Raw genomic sequence first — 19,822 nt, forward strand, 5'->3', positions numbered from 1 at the left:
ACGACTTTGCCGGGCCCTGATTGGTCACCCAGCCCGGCTACTCAGGCACCTAGAGGGCAAATGGCTGGTACTTGAGAGCTTCTTCGATTACTTCCTCGTCACTCAACTCGGGTTCTCTGAAGAACATGAGGGAGATGACGTGCGGGCAACACAGGATGCGTTCCAGCTCATCAACTCGCACCCCGGTCTCCTCGTCGGGAATGGCGGGATCGCGCAGTTCACGAACAAGGGCCAGCGCTCTGCTTCGCGTCGGGTCGTCCAGCTCCACAGCCACGCAGAATACGTGGCCCAAACTGCCATCCCGTCTGCCGTCGACCCGCCCTCCTGGGGAGCGGGCCGCCGCCCGGCCCGCCATGTCAAGCGGACCTTGACGGAGGTTCGGACGCTGGCGGGTCGGGCGGTGGTCTGCTCGGCTTGCCCGGGTCGGTGGCTGGCGGGATGGCCCTGCGTCACCACCCACGGACCGTGACCCGTCGACGGAGCCCCGGCCATCCTGGAGCCGTTGCGCCCCCGCCGGAGGCGCAGTAGCCGCAATCCCGTGACCGCCGCCAGCTCGCCGACGTGGCCGGCGTGCGCTCCCCTACGCCGCGCGGACTGCTGGCCGCGCGGCCCGGCCGGCTGCCGGCCCACCACACCACCCGGTCAACAGTCTGTCGTTCTGCGGCGGCCCTCCGGGCTCCCCGCCCTTCGCGCCAGCCGCCGGGCATCCGGCGTGTCGGCCGCAGAGCGACAGCGGCAGCGGCCGGCGCGCGCCCAGGCGGCGGCGCGTGCGGCCCGTTCAGGGCCGCCTTGAAGACGTACAGAAAGTTTGAACCAGGTCGCCGGCAGCTGGCCGGCAGCTGGCCGGCCATGATGGCATATTCCGGTCGGACCGGCCGTGCGTCCTGGCGCTTTTGCAGGTCAAACGGTAGGATCGTGCATATACACGGAGGGTCGGGGTATCAGTGCCAGGATCAGCGGAGCCTGAGCAGGTTGCTGCTCGGCATCAGCTCGGGCTGGAACTGCGTCGCCTGCGAGAACGCGCGGGATTGACCGGGCAGGACCTCGCTGCTCAACTCGGTTGGTCCCAGTCCAAGGTGAGCCGCATCGAGCAGGCGCGCACTCGCGCCCCCGTCAGCGACATCCAGGCGCTTCTAGGCTTGCTAGACGTTCCGGTATCGGCCCGCGATCAGGTCATTGCCTTAGCTGAACGTGCGGCCGCTGGGTCCTGGCGCAACTCCACCGGCGTCGGTCTGACTCGGCGTCAGCAGGACTTCATCGCTCTGGAAGCCTCTGCCTCGGAGATCTACCACTACAACCCGGTTCTGCTCCCTGGTTACATGCAGTCCGAAGAGTACGCCCGCAGGGTGATCGACATGGCGGGAGCCTCGAACGAGGAGCGGGCGGTGGAGTATCGGCTGGCTCGACGACTCACGATGCTGGGCCGAAGCGCCCCCCGGTATCGGGTTGTACTACTGGAGACTGCTCTGCGCTGGCGGCCTGTTCCGCCCGACATCATGGCGCGGCAATTGGGCAACCTCGCCGAGTATGCAGCGCGCGACAATGTCGACCTCCGCATCCTGGCCTTCGACCAAGAGCAGTCCTCGTTCATGCAGCATCCGCTCATGGTCTTCCGGTTCGATCCTCCTGCTCCCGCCCGGGGACTACTTGAGACCACGGCGGCTGACTATCACCTGACGGACACGCCGACCGTGGAGCGTCTCATCGATAACTTTGAGCAACTGTCTTCCTCCGCACTGTCACCAAGTGATTCACTTGCGTTGATCCGCAAGGCCGCTCGCGACCTTGTGGACAGTCGGTAGTCAGTCGAAGGAGGTAGACGTGCAGGAGCCCTCAACCCTGGAAGCGGTCATCTGGCGTAAGAGCAGCCTCAGTGGCGACGGAAACTGCATCGAGGTCGCGACAGTCAAGGGCGAGGTAGTCGGGGTGCGTGACAGCAAGGATGCCGCCGGCCCGGTCCTGGCCTTCTCTCCGACCGCCTGGACTGGCTTCGTAAGTGGGTTGAAGACGAGGCAGCTCGACCGACGGTAGCTGTAGGCAAGGGACGTGGTCTGGGGAGGCGAGTAGATGTCCGGCACCATCACCGAGGTGGAGTGCGAGACATCGAAGGCGAGGCGCGGCTTCGGAGCCCTCTGGGGCTCTACTGCCGTGTCAAGCGTCGGCGATGGCGCATACGTCGCTGCTGCGCCTCTCCTGGCCGCGTTCCTGACCCGAGACCCTATCGGCGTCGCCGTCGTGAGCGCTGCCGCTGCTGCTCCCTGGTTCCTTGTGGGCTTCTGGTCCGGCGCCATCGTCGACCGCTTCCCTCGCCGGTCAGTAATGGTTGCCTCGGAACTCGTTCGTGCAGTGGCCCTCGCTGCACTTGTTGCCCTCATCCTTGCAGACCGTGCCTCGATCCCGTTCCTCGCCGCCACGTCATTCCTCGTCGTGACCGGCCAGTGCTTCTCAGATGCCGCTGCTCAAGCGATGCTTCCGCATGTCGTTGGGCGGTCGCAGGACGGGTTGGCCAAGGCAAACGGACGCCTGTTCGCAAGTGACACGGTCGGCAAAAGCCTGGTTGGTCCTCCGCTGGGCGGCCTCGCCTTTTCCGCTGCCCCATGGGCACCCTTCGCACTTGACTCGGCGTCGTTCGTCGCCTCGGCCGCCCTGGTTGCCAAGGTTCCGTCACCGCCACCACCCAAGTCGGCTCGAACTCAGACGGTCACCGCCGCGGTCAAGGAGGGCTTCCGTTACCTCCTGAGCAACCGAACGCTCCTCCTACTGGCATTCTGTTTGACGGTCTACAACCTGGCCTACAACCTGGCGGCGGCAACGCTGGTGCTGTTCGCGACCAGCATCCTGCACGTCAGCGACTTCGGATTCGGGTTACTCATCGCATCGGCTGCGGTAGGTGCGGCGGTGACGGGCTGGGTTTCGGCTCCACTCGTTCGGTTTCTGACACTCAAGGGCGCGGTTGTCGCGGCCTGCCTTGTCCAGGGGATGGCATGGCTGGGCATAGCTGCCACCACCTCTCCCTGGATCGCCGGAGGGGCGTTCGTACTCCTCGGCGCTACATCAACCCTCGTAACCGTCGCCGTGGTATCTGCACGGCAGCAGCTCGCACCAGACCACCTGCTCGGGCGAGTGGTGTCAGCCTTCCGGCTCATCGGCAACGGGGCTGCCCCAATCGGCTCGATGCTGGGCGGCTTGGTTGCAACCTCCGCAGGCCTACGCGCACCCATGGTGGCTGCTGCCGCCTTCACTGCCGCAGCCGTTGCCGTACTAGCAGCTCTCCTCTTCGGACGCCGGTAGGCATCGCACGATCTGAAATTCGCCTGCGTCTACGCGTTGCATCGTGCATAGTCACGCACTAGCATCGTGCATATGCGAGATTCCTCGCAGCCAAGGGCAGTCGTCCACAGGGGACGCGCTCAGACACAGGAGGTCTGTTGTGAAGCTGTACGTGGACACCACGCGCAAGCAGGTGACGGCGTCGAAGGACCCGGAGCCGAAGAACGACCAGAACGGCAACCAGAAGTCCGAGAAGAACACGGGCCGGCCGATGTGGTCCACCCAGGTCTTCGTGCTCGACGAGACGGGCGGCGAGGTCATCACCATCACCACGGCGGGTGAGAAGCCGAGCGTGAAGGTGGGCGACTTCGTCGAGGTCGAGCAGTTGGAGGCCATTCCGTGGGCGACCAACGGGCGTAACGGCGTCGCGTTCCGGGCGGTGTCGCTGAAGCCGAAGACTGGCACGTCGGCTGGCAAGTAGGTCTCTTCGCACGTCGTGCTGTGTGAGCCACTGGTGTCCGTGGTTCGCGAAGCGGCCTGGCTGGTCCGCTGACCCAACCTGAAGATGCGGTCCGGGAGTGTTCCTGACTCCTACATTCCCGGCCTGGTCGCCACCGATGGTGGTGACGAAAGGAAATGGCCCGGGGTCGGTACTGACTCCTACATCTGCCGACCCCGGTGCCGCCAACTCATCCGACCCAACTCGTGATTGGGAGGACTCGTCGTGTCCAAGTCTAGCCCCCGCCGCCCTTTCGGCGGGAAGTCCAGCGGAACGGTGACGGTCATCGAGGCCAAGGTTCACCGCTCCTCCGCGCGCAACGCCCGGCTGGCGTTCATCCTGACGGCGGTCATCGTCGGCCTGCTCGCGGCCGTGGTGGCCGCGTCCTCCATGCACCCGATCCTCGCCCTGATCGTCGGCGCGCTCATCGGCGTGCCGGCCGGCGGGATCGTGTGGGTGCTGGTCCGCATCTGGCCGGTCCTGCGGCTGCTGTGGTGGTGGCTCCCGGAAATCGGGATCACCACGCTGCTCGGCATCGGGTGGACGCAGCTCGCCAACCACACCTCCGGTCCGGTGACGTTCCTGGTGGTCGCCCTGGTCGTCGGCGTCCCCGCCGCGATCCCGGCGTCCCGCCGGTTCATCCTCGCCTGGGCCATGTGCCTGTTCGTGCGGCACCGGCTGCGCGTCTGCTTCGCGCAGTTCATCATCGCCAACCAGTCCGGCAGCCTCCCGCTGATCCTCTGGGCTCGCCCCACGCCGGTCGGTGAGCGGGTCTGGATCTACCTGCGGCCCGGCCTGTCGGCCAAGGACCTGGAAGGCCGCCTCAACAAGATCGCCGTGGCCTGCCACGCCTCCACCGTGCTCGTCGAGCGCGCTTCGGAGAGCAACGCCGCGTATCTGCGGTTCGACATCAAGCGCCGCGAGGTGCTGACCGCCAATGTCGCCTCGCCGCTGGTCGACGTCATCGACCCGACCACCCCGACCGTGGAGCAGGCACCGCTGACGGTGCCGACGGCCCTGGACCTGCCGGACGTCGACGTACCGACGATCACCCTCCCGGCACAGGGCAAGCCGGCGACGAAGAAGCCGGCCAGCACCGCCAACGGCGGCAAGCCCGCGGCTTCGTCCTCAACGCCGGAGGACGACCTCTCCGACTGGATCTGATCCCAACCCCACCACGGACGCGGGGAGCCCTACGGGCTCGTTCGTGTGGCTCCTCGCGCCCACCAACCGCCCAAGGAGGGCACACGATGACCACCACAGCCACCGCCCCCACCAGAGGCGTGCCGGTGGGTCCTGGCCTGTCGATGTTCGACCCCATCTTCATCGGCATCGACGAGTTCGGCCAACCCGTCTACATCACCCTCGCCTACCGCAACCTCCTCGCCGGCGGTGAGCCCGGCGGCGGTAAGTCCGGCCTGCTCAACTGCATCGCCGCCCACGCCGCCCTCTCCGTCGACTCCCGCTTGGTCCTGCTGGACGGCAAGCTCGTCGAACTCGGGCAGTGGGAAGACTGCGCCGACGCCTTCATCGGCCCCGACATCACCGAAGCCCTGGCCGTCCTGCGACGGCTCCAAATGGTGATGAACAACCGCTACGCCTGGCTGCGCGCCCACGGGCGCCGCAAGCTCACCGCAGCCGACGGGCTGACGGTCATCACCGTCCTCGTCGACGAGATCGCCTTCTACTCCGCGACCGTCGGCAGCAAGCAGGAGCAGGAAGAGTTCGTCGCCCTGCTCCGCGACCTGGTCGCCCGTGGCCGGGCCGCCGGCATCCCGGTCGTGGCCGCCACCCAGCGGCCGAGCTTCGACATCATCCCCACGTCGCTGCGGGACCTGTTCGGCTACCGGGCCGCGTTCCGGTGCACCACCCCGAACTCGTCGAACATCGTCCTGGGCCACGGGTGGGCCGAGCAGGGCTACTCCGCTACCGACATCGCCCCGACCAACCAGGGCGCGGCCTACCTCATCGCCGAAGGCGGCGTTCCCCGCCGCATCAAGGTCGCCTACCTCACCGACGCCCAAATCTCGGGCATCGCCGACTACGCCGCCTGGATCCGCCGACCCACCCCGACCGGCACCCCGGATGAATGGGAGGCCGTGGCATGACCACCCGCGAACGCGCCTACGCCCGCGCCAGCAACCAACGCGCCGCCCAATACACCGAAATGTGGATCGTCGGCTCACCGGACGACCTGGCCGTGATGCTCCAGGCCGCCAGCCGTACCGGCCGGCTCGTCTTCGTCTCCGCCCCGCATCAGATGGGGCCGGAGGACACCCGTCACCGTCGCTACCTGCGGCTCCGCTCCTCGTAACCGGTCGACAGGACCAGTCAACGCCTGCCAGCAACCGCTGGTCCTGCCGACCTCCACCAACGGCCCCGAAAGGACGTGGCTGCCATGAAGGCTACCCAGAAACCGCCCACCGCCGCGCAGGTCACCACTGCTGATCTGCTGCGGATGGCTGCCCTTTACCTGCGCCGGCATGGCTGGCACCAGGGCACCTACTACGACACCACCATCGACACCCCGACCCCGCCGGCGTGTGCCGCCGGGGCCATCGGCATCGCCTGCGCCGGCCACACCGTGGAGCACTTCTCCCAGCTCGACGGCGACGCCCTGGCCGACTACCTCGCCGCGCTCGCCGCATTCGTCGACTACCTCGACATCCACTACCCGCTGTTCCTCGTCGACGAGGACGGCTACGTCATCGACGACCACACCTCCCCCTACTCCTGGAACGACGACCCGCTGTGCACGGCAGAGACGGTGATCGCGGCCCTTGAGGGTGCCGCGAAGGAGTGGGACCGCCTCCACACGCAGGGAGGCGAGAGGTGATGTTCACCGTCAAGGCGTCCTTGACGCATACCCCTACCCGGCGCAAGCGGCGTGAGGTCGTCGAGAACGACGAGTTCGCCGCTTTCGCTCGCCGGATCATCCGCGCCCACGGCCGCCGCGTCGCCGCCGGTGACGTGGAAGCCCTCCGCGACCTGGTCGCCCTGTCCGCCCAGCTCGATGAGGCGATCGGTGAGGCCGTCATGGGCCTGCGGGCCTTCGGCTACTCGTGGGCGGAGATCGGCCAGCGGCTCGGCATCAGCAAGCAGGCCGCCCAGCAGCGCTGGGGAGGCCAGTCATGACCGACCTTCGCAGCGTCGACCTCGACGCACTCGCCAAGCGCACCGGCATCCGGGTCGAGTTCTACGACCCGGCCGGCACCCGCTACGGGTTCCCCACCTTCCCCTACCAGGCCGCGCCCAACGGGCTGGCCACCCGCCGGCAGCTGCGCGCCGCCGGCCTTCGTCCCGGCGGTCACGACCCGGTCGCCCAGATCCTCTGGCGGCGCGGCAAGCGCGTCGCCTACCTCTACCGCCTCGACCTCGCCGCACCCAAACGCACCGCCACCCCGGCCCAGCGCGAGGCCATCGCCAAAGCCCTTCGGGCTCGCCGTACCTGCCGCCTCTGCGGCCTGGTGCAGCCCTACTACATCCCCCGCCGCTACGGCTGCTGCCTCGACTGCCACGACGGAGGCACCCGATGACCTTCCACCTGTCCGACCCGTGCCTGTGGTGCATCGAGGGCAGCACCCCCGCCGGCATTCACGACGTCCTCGGCCCCGTCTACAAGCCCTGCCCGGTCTGCCTCGGCCGCTGCATCCTCTGCGAGGGCGAGGGCTTGTTCCCGGCCGACTTCACCTGCCTGCCCTGCTTCCGGCAGCAACTTGCCGCCCGTGGGCTGGCCCCGATCATGTGCGCCCACTGCTCCGGCGTGGTCGACCTCATCCCCCTCGACACGGTTCCGGCTCCGGAGGTGACTCCCCATGCCCACCACTGACCCGACCACTGTCACTGAACAGTTCGCCGCCGAGTACGTCCGCAACGCGGTGCCCACCATGCTGAAGGCGATTGCATCCATCAAGCGGTACAACCGGTTCGTCCTGCTCGGCGCGCTGGCGACCAGCTACCTGCACCAGGCCCACTACCTGTGGACCCAGAACGCCGGCTACTTCGCCTACCTGGTGCCGCTGATCTTCGACGCCGCGATGGTGTCGATGCTGACCGTCGTCCGCACCTCCGGCATCGCGAAGGATGCCAAGCGCGGAGCACTGGTTGTCTTCTCCGGTGCCGCGCTGTTGTCGGCCACCATCAACTTCGCCTCACCCGGCAGCCTCGGCCTGCGGCTGGTCTTCGCCCTGGTCGTCGTCCTCGTCATCGGCGTCGAACTCGTCGCCGGACGTATCCGACCCGACTTCGCCGCCATCGAAGCCGAAGCCTCGGCGCTGCTCACCGCCGCCCGTGACCTGGCCGCCAAGGATGACTCGGCCAGTGAACCCGCTGACAGGCCGGCAACCGCACCGGCCGTCGACACCGACCCGGCCGCGTCGCCGGCCGTCGACACCCCACCGCCGGCTACGCCGGCTGTCATCGCCGCGCCCGTCACCCCGGCACCCATCGTCCGGCCGGAAGTGCCGGCGCACCTGGTGCCCACCGCCCGCTTCGTCATCGGCCGTCACGAGCAGAGCCACGGCCGCCCGATCACCGTCGACGAACTCGCCGGCCTGCTCTCGGTCGGCCCGGACATCGCCCGGGAACTGCTGCACGCCCTCGCCGGCCACACCTCGGCCGTCAACGGCACCTCGGTCGCTGGTGGTGCCCGATGACCATTCACGTCGTCGACATCGAGCAGGTCACCCACTCCTGCCCGGCCTGGCCCGGCGAGCCGCACCCCTTCGACACCCGACGCACGGTCATCCATGTCATCCCCGGTGGCCCCTGCCGGACCCCGGTCACCATCCGCTGTGGCCAGGTGACCGCCACCATTCCCTGCTATCGGCACGAGCCGGTCGACCGCCAGTGCGGCGCCTGCCGGCTCATCGTCACCCAACACACCATCACCACCCGGCCCGAGGTGGCCGCCTGATGGCGTCGACGCTGGACCTCACACCCCGGACCACGGCCCGGGGTGTGGGCTCGAACGCCGACACCATCCCCGTCTACGCCTACACCGCCGCCGGCTCCGCGTTCATCCGCGCGACCCAGCCGGACTACTTCGGCTGGCTGGACCACGTCCGCGCCGCCGCCGGCTGCACCCGGCCTATCCGTCTCGCCGGCAGCCTCTTGACCGTTGAGGCGTCGACCGGGCGGGTTCTCGGCCAGCGGCACACCGACGCCATGCCCGACTCGGCCATCTACACCGCGTGCGGGAACCGCCGCGCCACCGTTTGCCCGTCGTGTGCACAGACCTACCAGCGCGACGCGTTCCAGCTCCTGCGCGCCGGCCTGGTCGGCGGCAAGGGCGTGCCAGAGACGGTCGCCTCGCATCCGGCGGTGTTTCCGACGTTCACGGCTCCGTCGTTTGGCCCCGTGCATGCTCGGGTTGTCAAGCGGCACACCTGTGGCAGTCGCCGCCGCTGCGACTGCCGCGCCGAACCTTGCCACGCCCGCCGCGACGTTGGCGGCTGCGCCCACGGCCGGCCCGCCGTCTGCTGGGCACGCCATGAGGCCGGGGACGCGGTGCTCGGGCAGCCGTTGTGCCTGGACTGCTACGACCACGATCACCAGGTCGTCTGGAACATCTTCTCCGGCGAGCTGTGGCACCGCACCAAACAAGCCGCGGAACGATGGCTCGCCAAACTCGCCCGCCAACGCGGCATCCCTCGCGTCGAGGTCATCACCGAGTCCGGCAACATCCGCAAGGTCCCGCCCGTGCGGCTCTCGCCCGGCAAGGTCGCCGAACTGCAAGCCCGGGGAGCCGTGCACTTCCACGCCATCGCCCGCCTCGACGGCGTCAACGGCCAGGACCCCGATGCCATCGTTCCCCCACCGGCCGGGTTCACCGTCGACGACCTGGTCGACGCGTTCCGGCACGCCGCCGCCCAGGTCGCTTTCCACACCCCGCCGCACCCCGACCGGCCAGACGGGTGGCTCATCGGATGGGGCGAGCAGCTCGACATCCGCCCCATCAGCACCGGGATCGACGGTGACGTCACCGAGGGCATGGTCGCCGGCTACCTTGCCAAGTACGCCACCAAGAGCACCGAGGCCACCGGGCACACCAGCACCCGCCTAACCGCCGACACCATCGGCGACTACGCCGACCCCGACGGCGACCACACCGCCCGCCTCATCGACGCCTGTTGGCGCATCGGCCGACCCACCCACACACCCCGGCCCCTGCTCGACCGGCCCCGCGACCACCGGCCCACACCCGGCTTCGTCCAGCCATGGCAGTGCCCCGACTGCGGCACCCACACCCGCTACGCCGCCTGCCCCACCTGCACCGCCACCCGTCAAGCCGCCCTTGACGCCCAACCGGCGAAACCGGCCAGCACAAACCCGTACGCCCGCCTGCGGCGCTGGGCGCACATGCTCGGCTACGGCGGCCACTTCCTCACCAAAGGCCGCCGCTACTCCGTCACCTTCCAACTCCTGCGCGACACCCGCATCGCCTACCGCCGGCACGAACACCACCACCAGGCCGACGAACACAGCAGCGAGCTTCGCGCCGTCGACCACCTCGACGACGACACCACCCTCATCGTCGGCACCCTCACCTTCGCCGGCGTCGGCTGGCACACCACCGGAGACGCACTCCTCGCCAACACCGCCGCCGCCCTCGCCCGCGAACGACGAACCACCGGCCGCGAAGAACTCGCCCACGAACACGCCACCACCCCGGCCGGCACCACGCCGGCTGCCGCTTGATCCTGTCCCGCCGCACGAGGAAGGCCACCAGTTGGACAACACCTCCACCCCGATCACTCCTCGCGTGCTGCGCGTGGAGGAAGCCGCCCGAGCGCTCGGCATTGGCCGCTCGCTCGTCTACGACCTGATCCGCTCCGGCCGGCTGCGCTCCTTCAAGGTCGGCAGCCGCCGCCTCATCCCCGCCGCCGCCATCGACGAAACGATCGCCACGCTCACGGAAGAAGCCGCCTGATGCCCAAACAGCCGAAGCAACGCCAGTCCACCGCCCGCCGCAACCCCAACGGCGAAGGCTCCATCTACCAGCGCTCCAGCGACGGCCGCTGGGTCGGGCAGGCATACGTCCTCACCACCGACGGCACCCGCAAACGCAAGTTCGTCTACGGGGCCACCTGGGAGGAAGCCCACGCCAAGCTCGTCGAGCTGAAATCACGATCACAACGCGGCATACCGGTTCCCGACCGGGCCTGGAAACTCGCCGACTACCTGCCCTACTGGCTGGCCGCCTACGTCACCGACCTCAAGCCCACCACGGCGCGGGGCTACGAAAGCGCCGTCCGGCTTCACCTGATCCCGGCACTCGGCAGCAAGCGCCTCGACGGATTGCAGGTACAACACGTCAAGGCATTCATGGACGACTTCCGGCGCAAGTGCCTCTGCTGCACCAACGGTCTCGACCAGATCCGTCCGGCCGACCGTCGATGCTGCTCCGTCGGCCGATGCTGCGAGCGTTACCCGAGCGCCCGACAGATTCAGTTTGTCCATGCCGTGCTGCGTAACGCCCTCCAACACGCGATGCGGGAGGAGCTGGTGTCGCGCAACGTCGCCAAGCTCGTCCGGGTTCCCTCGCCCCGCTACAAGGTCGGCAAGGGCTTGTCGGTCGACCAGGTGCGCAAGATCCTCGCCGCCTCCGCCGGTCACCGGCTCCACGCCCTCTACGTCGTGGCGGCCACGATGGGTCTTCGGCGCGGCGAGCTGGTCGGGCTCCGCTGGTCGGACGTCGACCTGGACGAAGGCACCCTGCGCGTCCAGCAGACCGTCCAGCGGGTGGCGGGGAAGCTCCACGTTCTGGACGCCAAGACCGAGGACTCCGAAGCGGTGTTGCCGCTGCCCGAGGTCACCTGGCTCACTCTCCTTGAGCACCAGGAGCGCCAGCAGACCGAGCGGGCGGCGCTGGCCGAGGTCTGGCAGGACCACGACCTGGTCTTCCCCTCCGAGCGAGGCACCCCGATGGAGCCGACCAACCTCAGCCGCTCGTTCGCTCGGCTTCGGCACGTCGCCGGCCTGCCCGGTGTTCGCCTGCACGACCTCCGGCACACCGTCGTGTCCCTGCTCATGGAGCTGGGTGTTCCGCCGCACGTCGTCCAAGCCATCGCCCGGCACGCCGACGTCAAGGTCACGCTGAAGGTCTACGCTCACGCCAACCTCGACGCGATGCGTCAGGCCCTTGGCAAGCTCGACGGGCGGCTGTCGTGAGCGCGGTTGCTGTCAGCGTTGCTGTCAACCGGCCCTCGCCCACGGATGCCCGCCGCGAATTGCCTGGTGGATTTGGAGCCCCCGGCCGGGATCGAACCGGCGACATCTCGCTTACAAGGCGAGTGCTCTGGCCAGCTGAGCTACAGGGGCGTGTCGCGTCGTGGTCAGCATAGCGACCGACGCCCGAATATCCCGCTCGGCAGGCCTTGCGAGCACGGGAAACGTCAACATCCCGACGGTCTCCGGCCACCCTCGCGGCGATTGATGTCCGGACGTGCCCGACTGACCGTAATGCGGTATGTCGTCGATCCCATCCGCCGACGCGCGCCTTGGCAGCGCCGCCAAGACCGTTTACCGTGCAGTGACACGGACGACACCCCGACCACCCCCGGTGACCGGCACGTCGCCCGTTGGCCGGCACGGCATCGTGCCGGTCGCTCCTTCACTCGGATCGTCCGGCACGTTCCTGCCGGTGAAAGGAAGCACTCCACCATGGCTACGGTCACCTATTCGAAGGCGTCCCGGATCTACCCGGGCACCGAGCGCCCCGCCGTCAACGCCCTGGACCTGGAGATCGGCGACGGCGAGTTCCTCGTCCTGGTCGGCCCCTCCGGTTGCGGCAAGTCCACCAGCCTGCGCATGCTCGCCGGCCTCGAGGACGTCGACGAGGGCTCGATCTACATCGACGACCGCGACGTCACCCACCTGCCGCCGAAGGCGCGCGACATCGCGATGGTCTTCCAGAACTACGCCCTCTACCCGCACATGACGGTGTACGAGAACATGGCGTTCGCCCTGAAGCTCCGCAAGACCTCGAAGTCGGAGATCGACCGGCGGGTCAAGGAGGCGGCCGCGCTGCTCCAGCTGGAGGAGTTCCTGGGTCGCAAGCCGAAGGCGCTCTCCGGTGGTCAGCGCCAGCGGGTCGCGATGGGCCGGGCGATCGTCCGCGAGCCGCAGGTCTTCCTCATGGACGAGCCGCTGTCGAACCTCGACGCGAAGCTGCGGGTGCAGACCCGTACCCAGATCGCCTCGCTGCAGGCCAAGCTCGGCGTCACCACCGTCTACGTGACGCACGACCAGGTCGAGGCGATGACCATGGGTCACCGGGTCGCGGTGCTGCTTGACGGTGAGCTCCAGCAGGTGGACACCCCGCGGGCGCTCTACGACACCCCGGCCAACGTCTTCGTCGCCGGCTTCATGGGCTCCCCGGCCATGAACATCAAGACCGTGCCGCTGAGCGACTCGGGCGCCGCGTTCGCCGAGATGAACATCCCGCTCACCCGGGAGCAGGTCGAGGCGGCCCGGGCCGAGGGTGGCGACGGCAAGGTGACCGTCGGCTTCCGTCCGGAGGACTGCGACCTGGTCAGCCCGACCGAGGGCGGCATGCCGGTCGTGGTCGAGCTGGTCGAGGACCTGGGCTCGGACGCGAACGTCTACGGCCACGCCGCGCTGGGTGGCGCTTCCGAGCGCTTCGTCGTCCGCACCGACCGGCGGACGATGCCGAACATGGGCGACACCGTGTTCGTCAAGCCGCGCGAGGGCCGTAGCCACGTGTTCAACGCCGCCACCGGCAAGCGGATCTGACGTACGACCGAAAAGGGGCGGCCCGCCGATCGGCGGGCCGCCCCTTTCGTCTGTCGTGGCTCAGCTGGCCGCGCGGCGGCGCGACACCTCGGCGAGGGTGACGGCCGCGGCGACGCTGGCGTTGAGCGACTCGACCTCGGAGACCATCGGGATGCTCACGGTCAGGTCGCAGGTCTCCCCGACCAGCCGGGACAGCCCGCGGCCCTCGGAGCCGACCACGACGACCAGCGGGCCGACGGCCGCCTCCAGGTCGTAGAGATCGGTCTCGCCGTCGGCGTCCAGCCCGACCACCACGAACCCGGCGTCCTGGCAGGCCTTCAGCGACCGGGTCAGGTTGGTCACCTGGGCGACCGGAACCCGGGCGGCCGCGCCGGCGCTGGTCCGCCAGGCGGTCGCGGTGATCCCGGCGGCCCGCCGCTCCGGTACGAACACCCCCTGCGCGCCGAAGGCGGCGGCGGACCGGATCACCGCACCGAGGTTGCGCGGGTCGGTCACCCCGTCCAGCGCCACCAGCAGCGGGGCGGTCTGCTCCAGGGCCGCGGCGACCAGGTCGTCGAACGGCTCGTACGCGAACGGCGGGACCTGGAGCCCGACGCCCTGGTGCAGCACGCCACCGGTCATCCGGTCCAGTTCGGCTCGGCTGACCTCCAGGATCGCGATGCCCCGGTCGGCGGCGGTGCGGACGATCTCGTTGACCCGGTCGTCGATGTCGATGCCCTGGGCGGTGTAGAGGGCGGTCGCCGGCACCTGGGCGCGCAGCGACTCCAGCACCGGGTTCCGGCCGACCAGCAGCTCGGGGCTGTCCTTGGCCGGGTTGAACTTGCGCCCGGGCGCGACCCGCGGCCCACCCCGGCCGCCGCCGGCCTTGCCACCCCGGCCGGCCGCCCCGCGACCGCCCGCCGGCACGCCCCGGCCACCACCCTTGCCCCAGGTGGTGTCCTTCGTGCCGGGCTGACCGATCTTCGGGGCGCGCCCCTCCTCGGCGGCCGACCGGCGCTCCTTCTCCTGCTTCCAGGCGGTGCGCTGGGGCAGCTTCTCGGTGCCCGAGTACGCCTTGTGCCAGGGCCGCTCGTCGGCGGGCAGGGTACGCCCGCGCCCGGCGAGGGCTTCCCGGTTCTTGCCGCCGGAGCCCTTGGGGGCGCCCGCCTTCGGCGTCAGTCGCCGGCCACGGCGCTGGGAATTGCCGGCCATCAGTCCTGCTCTCCAATAGTCCAACGGGGGCCCTGGGGGGTGTCCTCGACCACCACGCCGGCCTGCTTGAGCTGGTCGCGTACCGCGTCGGCGGCGGCCCAGTCCTTGCGGCCGCGGGCCTGCGCGCGCTGCTCAAGCGCGAGCGCGACCAGCGAATCCACCACGCCGCGCAGGTCGTCGGACCGGCCATCACCGGTCCACGCCGGGTCCAGGGGGTCGACGCCGAGGATATCCAGCATGGCGCGGACGGTGGCGAGCGTCGTGCGGACGGTCACATCGTCGCCGGCGGTCAGCGCGGTGTTGCCGTCGCGGAGCACGGCCTGGAGCACGGCCAGCGCGGCGGAGGTGTTCAGGTCGTCGTCCATGGCCGCCACGAACCCGGCCGGCAGCTCACCGAGCTGGCCGGCGCCGACCCGCTCGGCGGCCCGCTGCACGAAGCCCTCGATCCGCCGGTACGCGGTGGCCGCCTCGCGCAGCGCGTCCTCGGAGTAGTCGATGAGCGAGCGGTAGTGCGCGGCGGCGTAGTAGTAGCGCAGCTCGACCGGGCGCACCCCGAGCGAGTCGACGTACGCCAGGTCGAGGGTGTTGCCCAGCGACTTGCCCATCTTGGCCCCGCCGATGCTGAGCAGGCCGTGATGCACCCAGTAGCGGGCGAACGGCAGCCCGGCCGCCTGGGACTGGGCCAGCTCGTTCTCGTGGTGCGGGAAGATCAGGTCGAGCCCGCCGCCGTGGATGTCGAACTCGGCGCCGAGGTAGCGCCAGCACATCGCCGAGCACTCGATGTGCCAGCCCGGCCGACCCCGCCCCCACGGCGACGGCCAGTAGGCGTCGGCCGGCTCGTCGGGCTTGACGCCCTTCCAGAGCGCGAAGTCCCGCGGGTCGCGCTTGCCCCGGTCGGGGGCGTCGCCGGCGGACTGCATGGCGTCCGGCGACTGGCCGGACAGCGAACCGTACGCCGGCCAGGAGCTGACGTCGAAGTAGACGTCACCGGAGCCGTCGAGCGCCGGGTAGGCGTGCCCGTCGGCGATCAGCGTGGCGATCAGCTCGTGCATCTCCGGGATATGCCCGGTGGCCCGCGGCTCGTACGTCGGCGGCAGCACGTTGAGCTCGCGGTACGCCGCGGCCAGGGTCAGCTCGTTGACGTACGCGATCGACCAGAACGGCCGTTCCCGCTCCGTCGCCTTGACCAGGATCTTGTCGTCGATGTCGGTCAGGTTGCGGATGAAGGTGACCTCGTAGCCGGAGGCCAGCAGCCAGCGGCGCAGCACGTCGTAGCTGACCCCGGAACGAAGGTGGCCGATGTGCGGCGGCGCCTGGAGGGTGAGACCACACAGGTAGACCCCCACCTTGCCGGCTTCCCGCGGGACGAAGTCCCGCACCGATCGGGTGGCGGTGTCATACAGGCGTAGCGTCACCGTACAAGGGTAGCCGTCCGGGCGGTTCCCGGGTTGACGGGAGCCGGGCCGTACGCTGCGTGCTGTGGACACGGCGGCGCGACCCGGCGAGCCCGGCGACCTGACCACCCGGCCGGGCGGCCGGGCGGGCGGCCGACCGGCGCCGGGCTCGACGCCCGGAACCGGTCAGCCCGGCGACCGTCCCGCCCCGCCACCCGGCGACCACCCCGCCCCGGCACCCGTCGACCGTTCCGCCCTGGCACCCGTCGACCGTTCCGCCCTGGCACCCGGCGACCGTTCCGCCCAGGCACCCGGCGACCGGGCGTCCGGTGGCGGCGAGACCGCGCAGACCCTGGACCGGGGGCTGCGGCTGCTGCACCTCGTCGCCGACGCGCCGGGTGGGCTGACCGTCACCGAGGCGGCGAACCGGCTGGGCATCGGCCGGGCCGCGGTCTACCGGCTGGTCGGCGCGCTGACCGGGCACGGCATGCTGCGCCGCGACGGGGAGGGCCGGCTGCGCCTCGGCGCCGGGGTGCTGCACCTGGCCCGGCGGGCCCAGCCGCTGCTCGCCGAGGGGGCGCTGCCCGCGCTGCGCCGGCTCGCCGAGCAGGCCGGCGCCACCGCCCACCTGACCGTCGTCGAGGGCGGCGAGGGGGTCGCCATCGCGGTGGTCGAGCCGAGCTGGACGTCGTTCCACGTCGCGTACCGGACCGGGGCCCGGCATCCGCTGGAGCGCGGGGCGGCCGGGCGGGCCATCCTCGCCGGCCGGTCGGGCGCCGCCGGCCCGGTGAGCAGCGCCGGCGAACTCCAGTCCGGGGCGTACGGGGTGGCCGCCCCGGTGCTCGGGGTGCCCGGCCTGGAGGCGAGCGTCGGAGTGGTGGCGCTGGCCCCGCTGGACACCGGCGCGGTCGGCGCCCAGGTCCTCGCCGCCGCCGAGGCCATCGCCACCGCCCTCGCCTGACTGTGAGGCTGGCTTGGTCGGTCCGCTGGTGATGGGCTGATGGTCGGCAGCAGTGGGCGTGACTCTTCGTCTGACTGGCTTGGTGCCTTTGGCGGGACTTGTCCGTCTGCTGCTGCCGACGCCGGCCCGGCGGGAGACGTTTGGCCTGATCAGGAGCTTGACCGCCAGTTAGCGGCTGGCGTGTCTCATCACAGTCCTGCCATCTCCGCACCGGACCGGACCCTTGCGTCCCCACGGTGAGGAGAGAACGCATGTCCATGCTGGCAGATCTGGTCGAGGTCGTCGTCGGCGTCGACACCCACAAAGACACTCACACCGCCGCGCTGCTCGACACCCGCACTGGCGGTGTTCTGGCCAGGGCCACGGTGAACACCGACCCGGACGGCTATGCCGAGTTGGTGGCTCTGGCCGAGCAGCACTCAGGGCTGCGGGCCTGGGCGTTGGAAGGCTCCGGCGGTTACGGCGCCGGCCTGGCCCGGCACCTGGCCGATGCCGGTGAGCTGGTCGTGGAACTGGACCGGCCGGTGCGACCGGCGCGCCGTGCCGGGGCGAAGTCCGATGCGATCGACGCCGAACGGGCTGCCCGCGACGCCCTGGCCCGCACCCGCCTGGCGCAGCCCAAGACCGGACCCGAACGGGCCGCGCTGCAGGCACGACTGACCGCACGCCGGGCAGCCGTGGAAGCCAGCGCCGATGCCCAGCGGCAGCTGCACGCGTTGGTGATCACCGCCCCGGAGGTCGTGCGGGCCCGTTTCCGTGGCCAGAGCACCCGCCTCATGCTCACCACCGCCACCCGACTACGTCCCACCACCAGCGCGGAGGTGGACGTGTTCACGAGCTTGACCGTGTTGCGGGACCTCGCCCGCCGCGTCCGCTTCCTCGAAGCCGAAGCCCTCGAGCACGAGAAAGCCATCCGGACGATCGTGCGTTCCTGGCGACCGGACCTGCTGCAGCTGACCGGCGTCGGACCGATCGTCGCGGCCACCGTGCTCACCGCCTGGTCCCACCCCGGGCGCTGCCGCAACGACGCCGCGTTCGCCATGCTCGCCGGCGCCGCACCCATCCCCGCCTCCTCCGGCAAGACCATCCGCTACCGCCTCAACCGCTCAGGAGACCGCCAACTCAACCGCGCCCTACACACCATCGCCCTGACCCGCCTCCAACGCGACGAACCCACCCGCGCCTACGCCGACCGCCGCCGCGCCCAAGGCAAAACCGACCGCGAAATCAAACGCTGCCTCAAGCGCTACATCGCCCGAGAGCTCTACCGACGCCTCGAAACCCCACCCCAACCACTTGACGCGGCATAGGAGCGTCCTGCCCGCCACCGGCCCGGCGCGCCGGCAGGTTCACGCCGGCTTGATCGACTCCACAACCCCGGCATGGGGGCATGCCGTGGCCCGGACACCGCCACTCCGGCGACTCGGAGTCGATCATCCATACCACGACGACGTGCGGCCGACGTGGTTGTCCACAGGCTCCCGCCGACCGGCACCCGCCCGTTGTCCACAGGGGTGCCGACGGGCGGACCGCAGCCACCAGGCTCGGGACATGCCCCCTCACCCTTACCGGCCGGATTCTCTCGCCTGGCAGGTCTTCCGCGGGTCCGACGCCATCCGCCGCGGCCTGCTCACCAGACATCAGCTCCGCAGCGCCTCCTGGATCCGGCTGCTGCACGACGTGTACGCCGACGCCCGGCTCGACCGGGATCACGGTCTGACCTGCCGGGCCGCCCTCCTGCGCCTACCGCCCGACGCGGCAATCGCCGGCCCGTCCGCCGCATACCTGCACGGCATCGAACACGCGGCGTCGTTCACCGACGAGGTGCACGTGCTGGTACCGCGGACGATCCGGGTCGACTCGCAGCGTGGCATCCGGGTGCATTCCGTCGGACCGCTCCCGCCCACCGCCGACGTCGCCGGAGGCCGCGGTGCCGGCGACCGTTCCGGCGACCGCGATCGGCCCGCCGTCGACAACCGGCCCGGCATCGGCAACCGACCCGCCGCTGGCGACCGGCCCGGCGTCCGCACTCGGCCCGCCGCTGGCGACCGGCCCGGCGTTGGCGACTCCGCCGCCGGCCGCCTCGCTGCGACGGCGGGTGCCGCTGGGCAGGTCGGCACCCACCGAGGGTCCGAGCCAGTCGCTCACCGCCCACCGGTGAGCGTCGGCATGCTGCAGCGGTCCGATCCGGGGGCGGCAGCGTGGGAGACGGCCGTCTGGCTCGACCCGGTCCGCGCGGTGGGCATCGTCGACAGCCTGCTGGCACGCGGGCTGACCACCCGCGCCGCGCTGGCGGACGTCGCCACCCACAACGCCGAGCGACCCGGCGGACGGCGGGCGAGCTGGGTGTTCGGCCTGGCGGATCCGGGGGCACAGTCGCCGCCGGAGTCCCACCTGCGGGTCCGGCTGGTGCTGGCCGGGCTGCCCCGGCCGGTCGTGCAGCACCCCGTCCGCCTGCCGAACGGCCTCGTGCTTCACCCCGATCTCGCCTGGCCAGAGTGCCGGGCCGCCGTGGAGTACGACGGACACTGGCACGCCGACGCCGACCAGTTGCACGCCGACCGCCGGCGGCTCAACCAGCTCGTGAGCGCCGGTTGGCTGGTGCTGCACGTGACCAGCCGCCGGCTGCACCGCGACTTTCCGGGAGTGCTGCGGGAGGTCCGGTCCGCCCTGGCCGCACGCGGCCGGCGACGCTGACCTCGGCCGCGGGCCGCACGCCGCGCGAGGTGATCGACTCCGTATCGCCGATGT

At 70.4% G+C, this 19,822-nt stretch carries 23 protein-coding genes and 1 tRNA gene; 20 read left to right on the forward strand and 4 right to left on the reverse strand.

The window, feature by feature from the left end:
* Positions 1 to 49: 49 nt before the first annotated feature.
* Positions 50 to 268, reverse strand: a complete 219-nt coding sequence (locus GA0070609_RS26685; RefSeq protein ID WP_157748305.1) for an e9imm peptide — start codon at positions 266 to 268, stop codon at positions 50 to 52.
* A gap of 760 nt (positions 269 to 1,028) precedes the next feature.
* On the opposite strand from GA0070609_RS26685, the gene GA0070609_RS26690 reads away from it, so the two are divergent.
* From GA0070609_RS26690 to GA0070609_RS26765, 16 genes are all read left to right on the forward strand, one after another.
* Positions 1,029 to 1,802 carry a helix-turn-helix domain-containing protein gene (locus GA0070609_RS26690; protein ID WP_231928425.1) on the forward strand — a complete coding sequence of 258 codons (774 nt, stop codon included), beginning with the start codon at positions 1,029 to 1,031 and terminating at the stop codon, positions 1,800 to 1,802.
* A 19-nt stretch (positions 1,803 to 1,821) separates the two neighbouring features.
* Positions 1,822 to 2,031, forward strand: coding sequence for a DUF397 domain-containing protein (locus tag GA0070609_RS26695; RefSeq protein WP_408630610.1), 210 nt, complete (start codon positions 1,822 to 1,824; stop codon positions 2,029 to 2,031).
* Positions 2,032 to 2,067: 36 nt separating this feature from the next.
* The gene (locus tag GA0070609_RS26700; protein ID WP_088996339.1) at positions 2,068 to 3,291 is read left to right on the forward strand and encodes an MFS transporter; all 1,224 of its coding nucleotides are present in this window, start codon (positions 2,068 to 2,070) and stop codon (positions 3,289 to 3,291) included.
* 139 nt (positions 3,292 to 3,430) lie between these two features.
* Entirely contained in the window at positions 3,431 to 3,751 is a 321-nt protein-coding gene (locus GA0070609_RS26705; protein ID WP_088996340.1) for a hypothetical protein, read from the forward strand.
* A gap of 294 nt (positions 3,752 to 4,045) precedes the next feature.
* Positions 4,046 to 4,933 (forward strand): hypothetical protein, encoded by an 888-nt coding sequence (locus GA0070609_RS26710; protein ID WP_088996341.1) that lies wholly within the window; start codon positions 4,046 to 4,048, stop codon positions 4,931 to 4,933.
* Positions 4,934 to 5,019: 86 nt separating this feature from the next.
* Entirely contained in the window at positions 5,020 to 5,877 is an 858-nt protein-coding gene (locus GA0070609_RS26715) for an FtsK/SpoIIIE domain-containing protein (protein ID WP_088996342.1), read from the forward strand.
* Positions 5,874 to 6,083 carry a hypothetical protein gene (locus GA0070609_RS26720; RefSeq protein ID WP_088996343.1) on the forward strand — a complete coding sequence of 70 codons (210 nt, stop codon included), beginning with the start codon at positions 5,874 to 5,876 and terminating at the stop codon, positions 6,081 to 6,083. Before GA0070609_RS26715 ends, GA0070609_RS26720 begins: the two co-directional genes overlap by 4 nt.
* Before the next feature lie 84 nt (positions 6,084 to 6,167).
* A complete protein-coding gene (locus tag GA0070609_RS26725) occupies positions 6,168 to 6,605 on the forward strand; it encodes a DUF6197 family protein (RefSeq protein WP_088996344.1) in 438 nt (145 codons plus the stop codon).
* Positions 6,605 to 6,904, forward strand: coding sequence for a hypothetical protein (locus tag GA0070609_RS26730; RefSeq protein ID WP_088997988.1), 300 nt, complete (start codon positions 6,605 to 6,607; stop codon positions 6,902 to 6,904). The genes GA0070609_RS26725 and GA0070609_RS26730 overlap by 1 nt, the downstream gene beginning before the upstream one ends.
* The gene (locus GA0070609_RS26735; protein ID WP_088996345.1) at positions 6,901 to 7,305 is read left to right on the forward strand and encodes an RRQRL motif-containing zinc-binding protein; all 405 of its coding nucleotides are present in this window, start codon (positions 6,901 to 6,903) and stop codon (positions 7,303 to 7,305) included. Before GA0070609_RS26730 ends, GA0070609_RS26735 begins: the two co-directional genes overlap by 4 nt.
* A complete protein-coding gene (locus GA0070609_RS26740; RefSeq protein WP_088996346.1) occupies positions 7,302 to 7,598 on the forward strand; it encodes a hypothetical protein in 297 nt (98 codons plus the stop codon). The genes GA0070609_RS26735 and GA0070609_RS26740 overlap by 4 nt, the downstream gene beginning before the upstream one ends.
* Entirely contained in the window at positions 7,585 to 8,424 is an 840-nt protein-coding gene (locus tag GA0070609_RS26745; RefSeq protein ID WP_088996347.1) for a DUF2637 domain-containing protein, read from the forward strand. Before GA0070609_RS26740 ends, GA0070609_RS26745 begins: the two co-directional genes overlap by 14 nt.
* Complete coding sequence (locus GA0070609_RS26750) at positions 8,421 to 8,684, forward strand: hypothetical protein (protein WP_088996348.1); 264 nt, start codon at positions 8,421 to 8,423, stop codon at positions 8,682 to 8,684. The genes GA0070609_RS26745 and GA0070609_RS26750 overlap by 4 nt, the downstream gene beginning before the upstream one ends.
* Entirely contained in the window at positions 8,684 to 10,468 is a 1,785-nt protein-coding gene (locus GA0070609_RS26755) for a replication initiator (RefSeq protein ID WP_088996349.1), read from the forward strand. Before GA0070609_RS26750 ends, GA0070609_RS26755 begins: the two co-directional genes overlap by 1 nt.
* A gap of 31 nt (positions 10,469 to 10,499) precedes the next feature.
* Positions 10,500 to 10,700 (forward strand): excisionase family DNA-binding protein, encoded by a 201-nt coding sequence (locus tag GA0070609_RS26760; RefSeq protein ID WP_231928426.1) that lies wholly within the window; start codon positions 10,500 to 10,502, stop codon positions 10,698 to 10,700.
* Positions 10,700 to 11,941 (forward strand): tyrosine-type recombinase/integrase, encoded by a 1,242-nt coding sequence (locus tag GA0070609_RS26765; protein ID WP_088996350.1) that lies wholly within the window; start codon positions 10,700 to 10,702, stop codon positions 11,939 to 11,941. Before GA0070609_RS26760 ends, GA0070609_RS26765 begins: the two co-directional genes overlap by 1 nt.
* 73 nt (positions 11,942 to 12,014) lie before the next feature.
* Here GA0070609_RS26765 and GA0070609_RS26770 read toward each other — a convergent pair.
* Positions 12,015 to 12,091: transfer RNA gene (locus tag GA0070609_RS26770), tRNA-Thr, on the reverse strand.
* Between the two features lie 342 nt (positions 12,092 to 12,433).
* Here GA0070609_RS26770 and GA0070609_RS26775 point away from each other — a divergent pair.
* Complete coding sequence (locus tag GA0070609_RS26775) at positions 12,434 to 13,525, forward strand: ABC transporter ATP-binding protein (protein WP_109901243.1); 1,092 nt, start codon at positions 12,434 to 12,436, stop codon at positions 13,523 to 13,525.
* A gap of 60 nt (positions 13,526 to 13,585) precedes the next feature.
* Here GA0070609_RS26775 and rlmB read toward each other — a convergent pair whose 3' ends face one another.
* Positions 13,586 to 14,716 carry a 23S rRNA (guanosine(2251)-2'-O)-methyltransferase RlmB gene (gene rlmB, locus GA0070609_RS26780; RefSeq protein ID WP_088996352.1) on the reverse strand — a complete coding sequence of 377 codons (1,131 nt, stop codon included), beginning with the start codon at positions 14,714 to 14,716 and terminating at the stop codon, positions 13,586 to 13,588.
* Complete coding sequence (cysS, locus tag GA0070609_RS26785; protein ID WP_088996353.1) at positions 14,716 to 16,131, reverse strand: cysteine--tRNA ligase; 1,416 nt, start codon at positions 16,129 to 16,131, stop codon at positions 14,716 to 14,718. The genes rlmB and cysS overlap by 1 nt, the downstream gene beginning before the upstream one ends.
* Before the next feature lie 259 nt (positions 16,132 to 16,390).
* Here cysS and GA0070609_RS26790 point away from each other — a divergent pair, with 259 nt between their 5' ends.
* The 3 genes from GA0070609_RS26790 to GA0070609_RS26800 all read left to right on the forward strand — a co-directional run bounded on the left by GA0070609_RS26790 (position 16,391) and on the right by GA0070609_RS26800 (position 19,768).
* A complete protein-coding gene (locus GA0070609_RS26790; protein ID WP_088997990.1) occupies positions 16,391 to 17,071 on the forward strand; it encodes an IclR family transcriptional regulator in 681 nt (226 codons plus the stop codon).
* A 251-nt stretch (positions 17,072 to 17,322) separates the two neighbouring features.
* Complete coding sequence (locus tag GA0070609_RS26795; RefSeq protein WP_088996354.1) at positions 17,323 to 18,381, forward strand: IS110 family RNA-guided transposase; 1,059 nt, start codon at positions 17,323 to 17,325, stop codon at positions 18,379 to 18,381.
* Between the two features lie 241 nt (positions 18,382 to 18,622).
* Positions 18,623 to 19,768 (forward strand): hypothetical protein, encoded by a 1,146-nt coding sequence (locus GA0070609_RS26800; RefSeq protein WP_088996355.1) that lies wholly within the window; start codon positions 18,623 to 18,625, stop codon positions 19,766 to 19,768.
* Positions 19,769 to 19,822: the final 54 nt, after the last annotated feature.

The sequence above is a fragment of the Micromonospora echinaurantiaca genome (assembly GCF_900090235.1).
GTDB lineage: Bacteria > Actinomycetota > Actinomycetes > Mycobacteriales > Micromonosporaceae > Micromonospora > Micromonospora echinaurantiaca.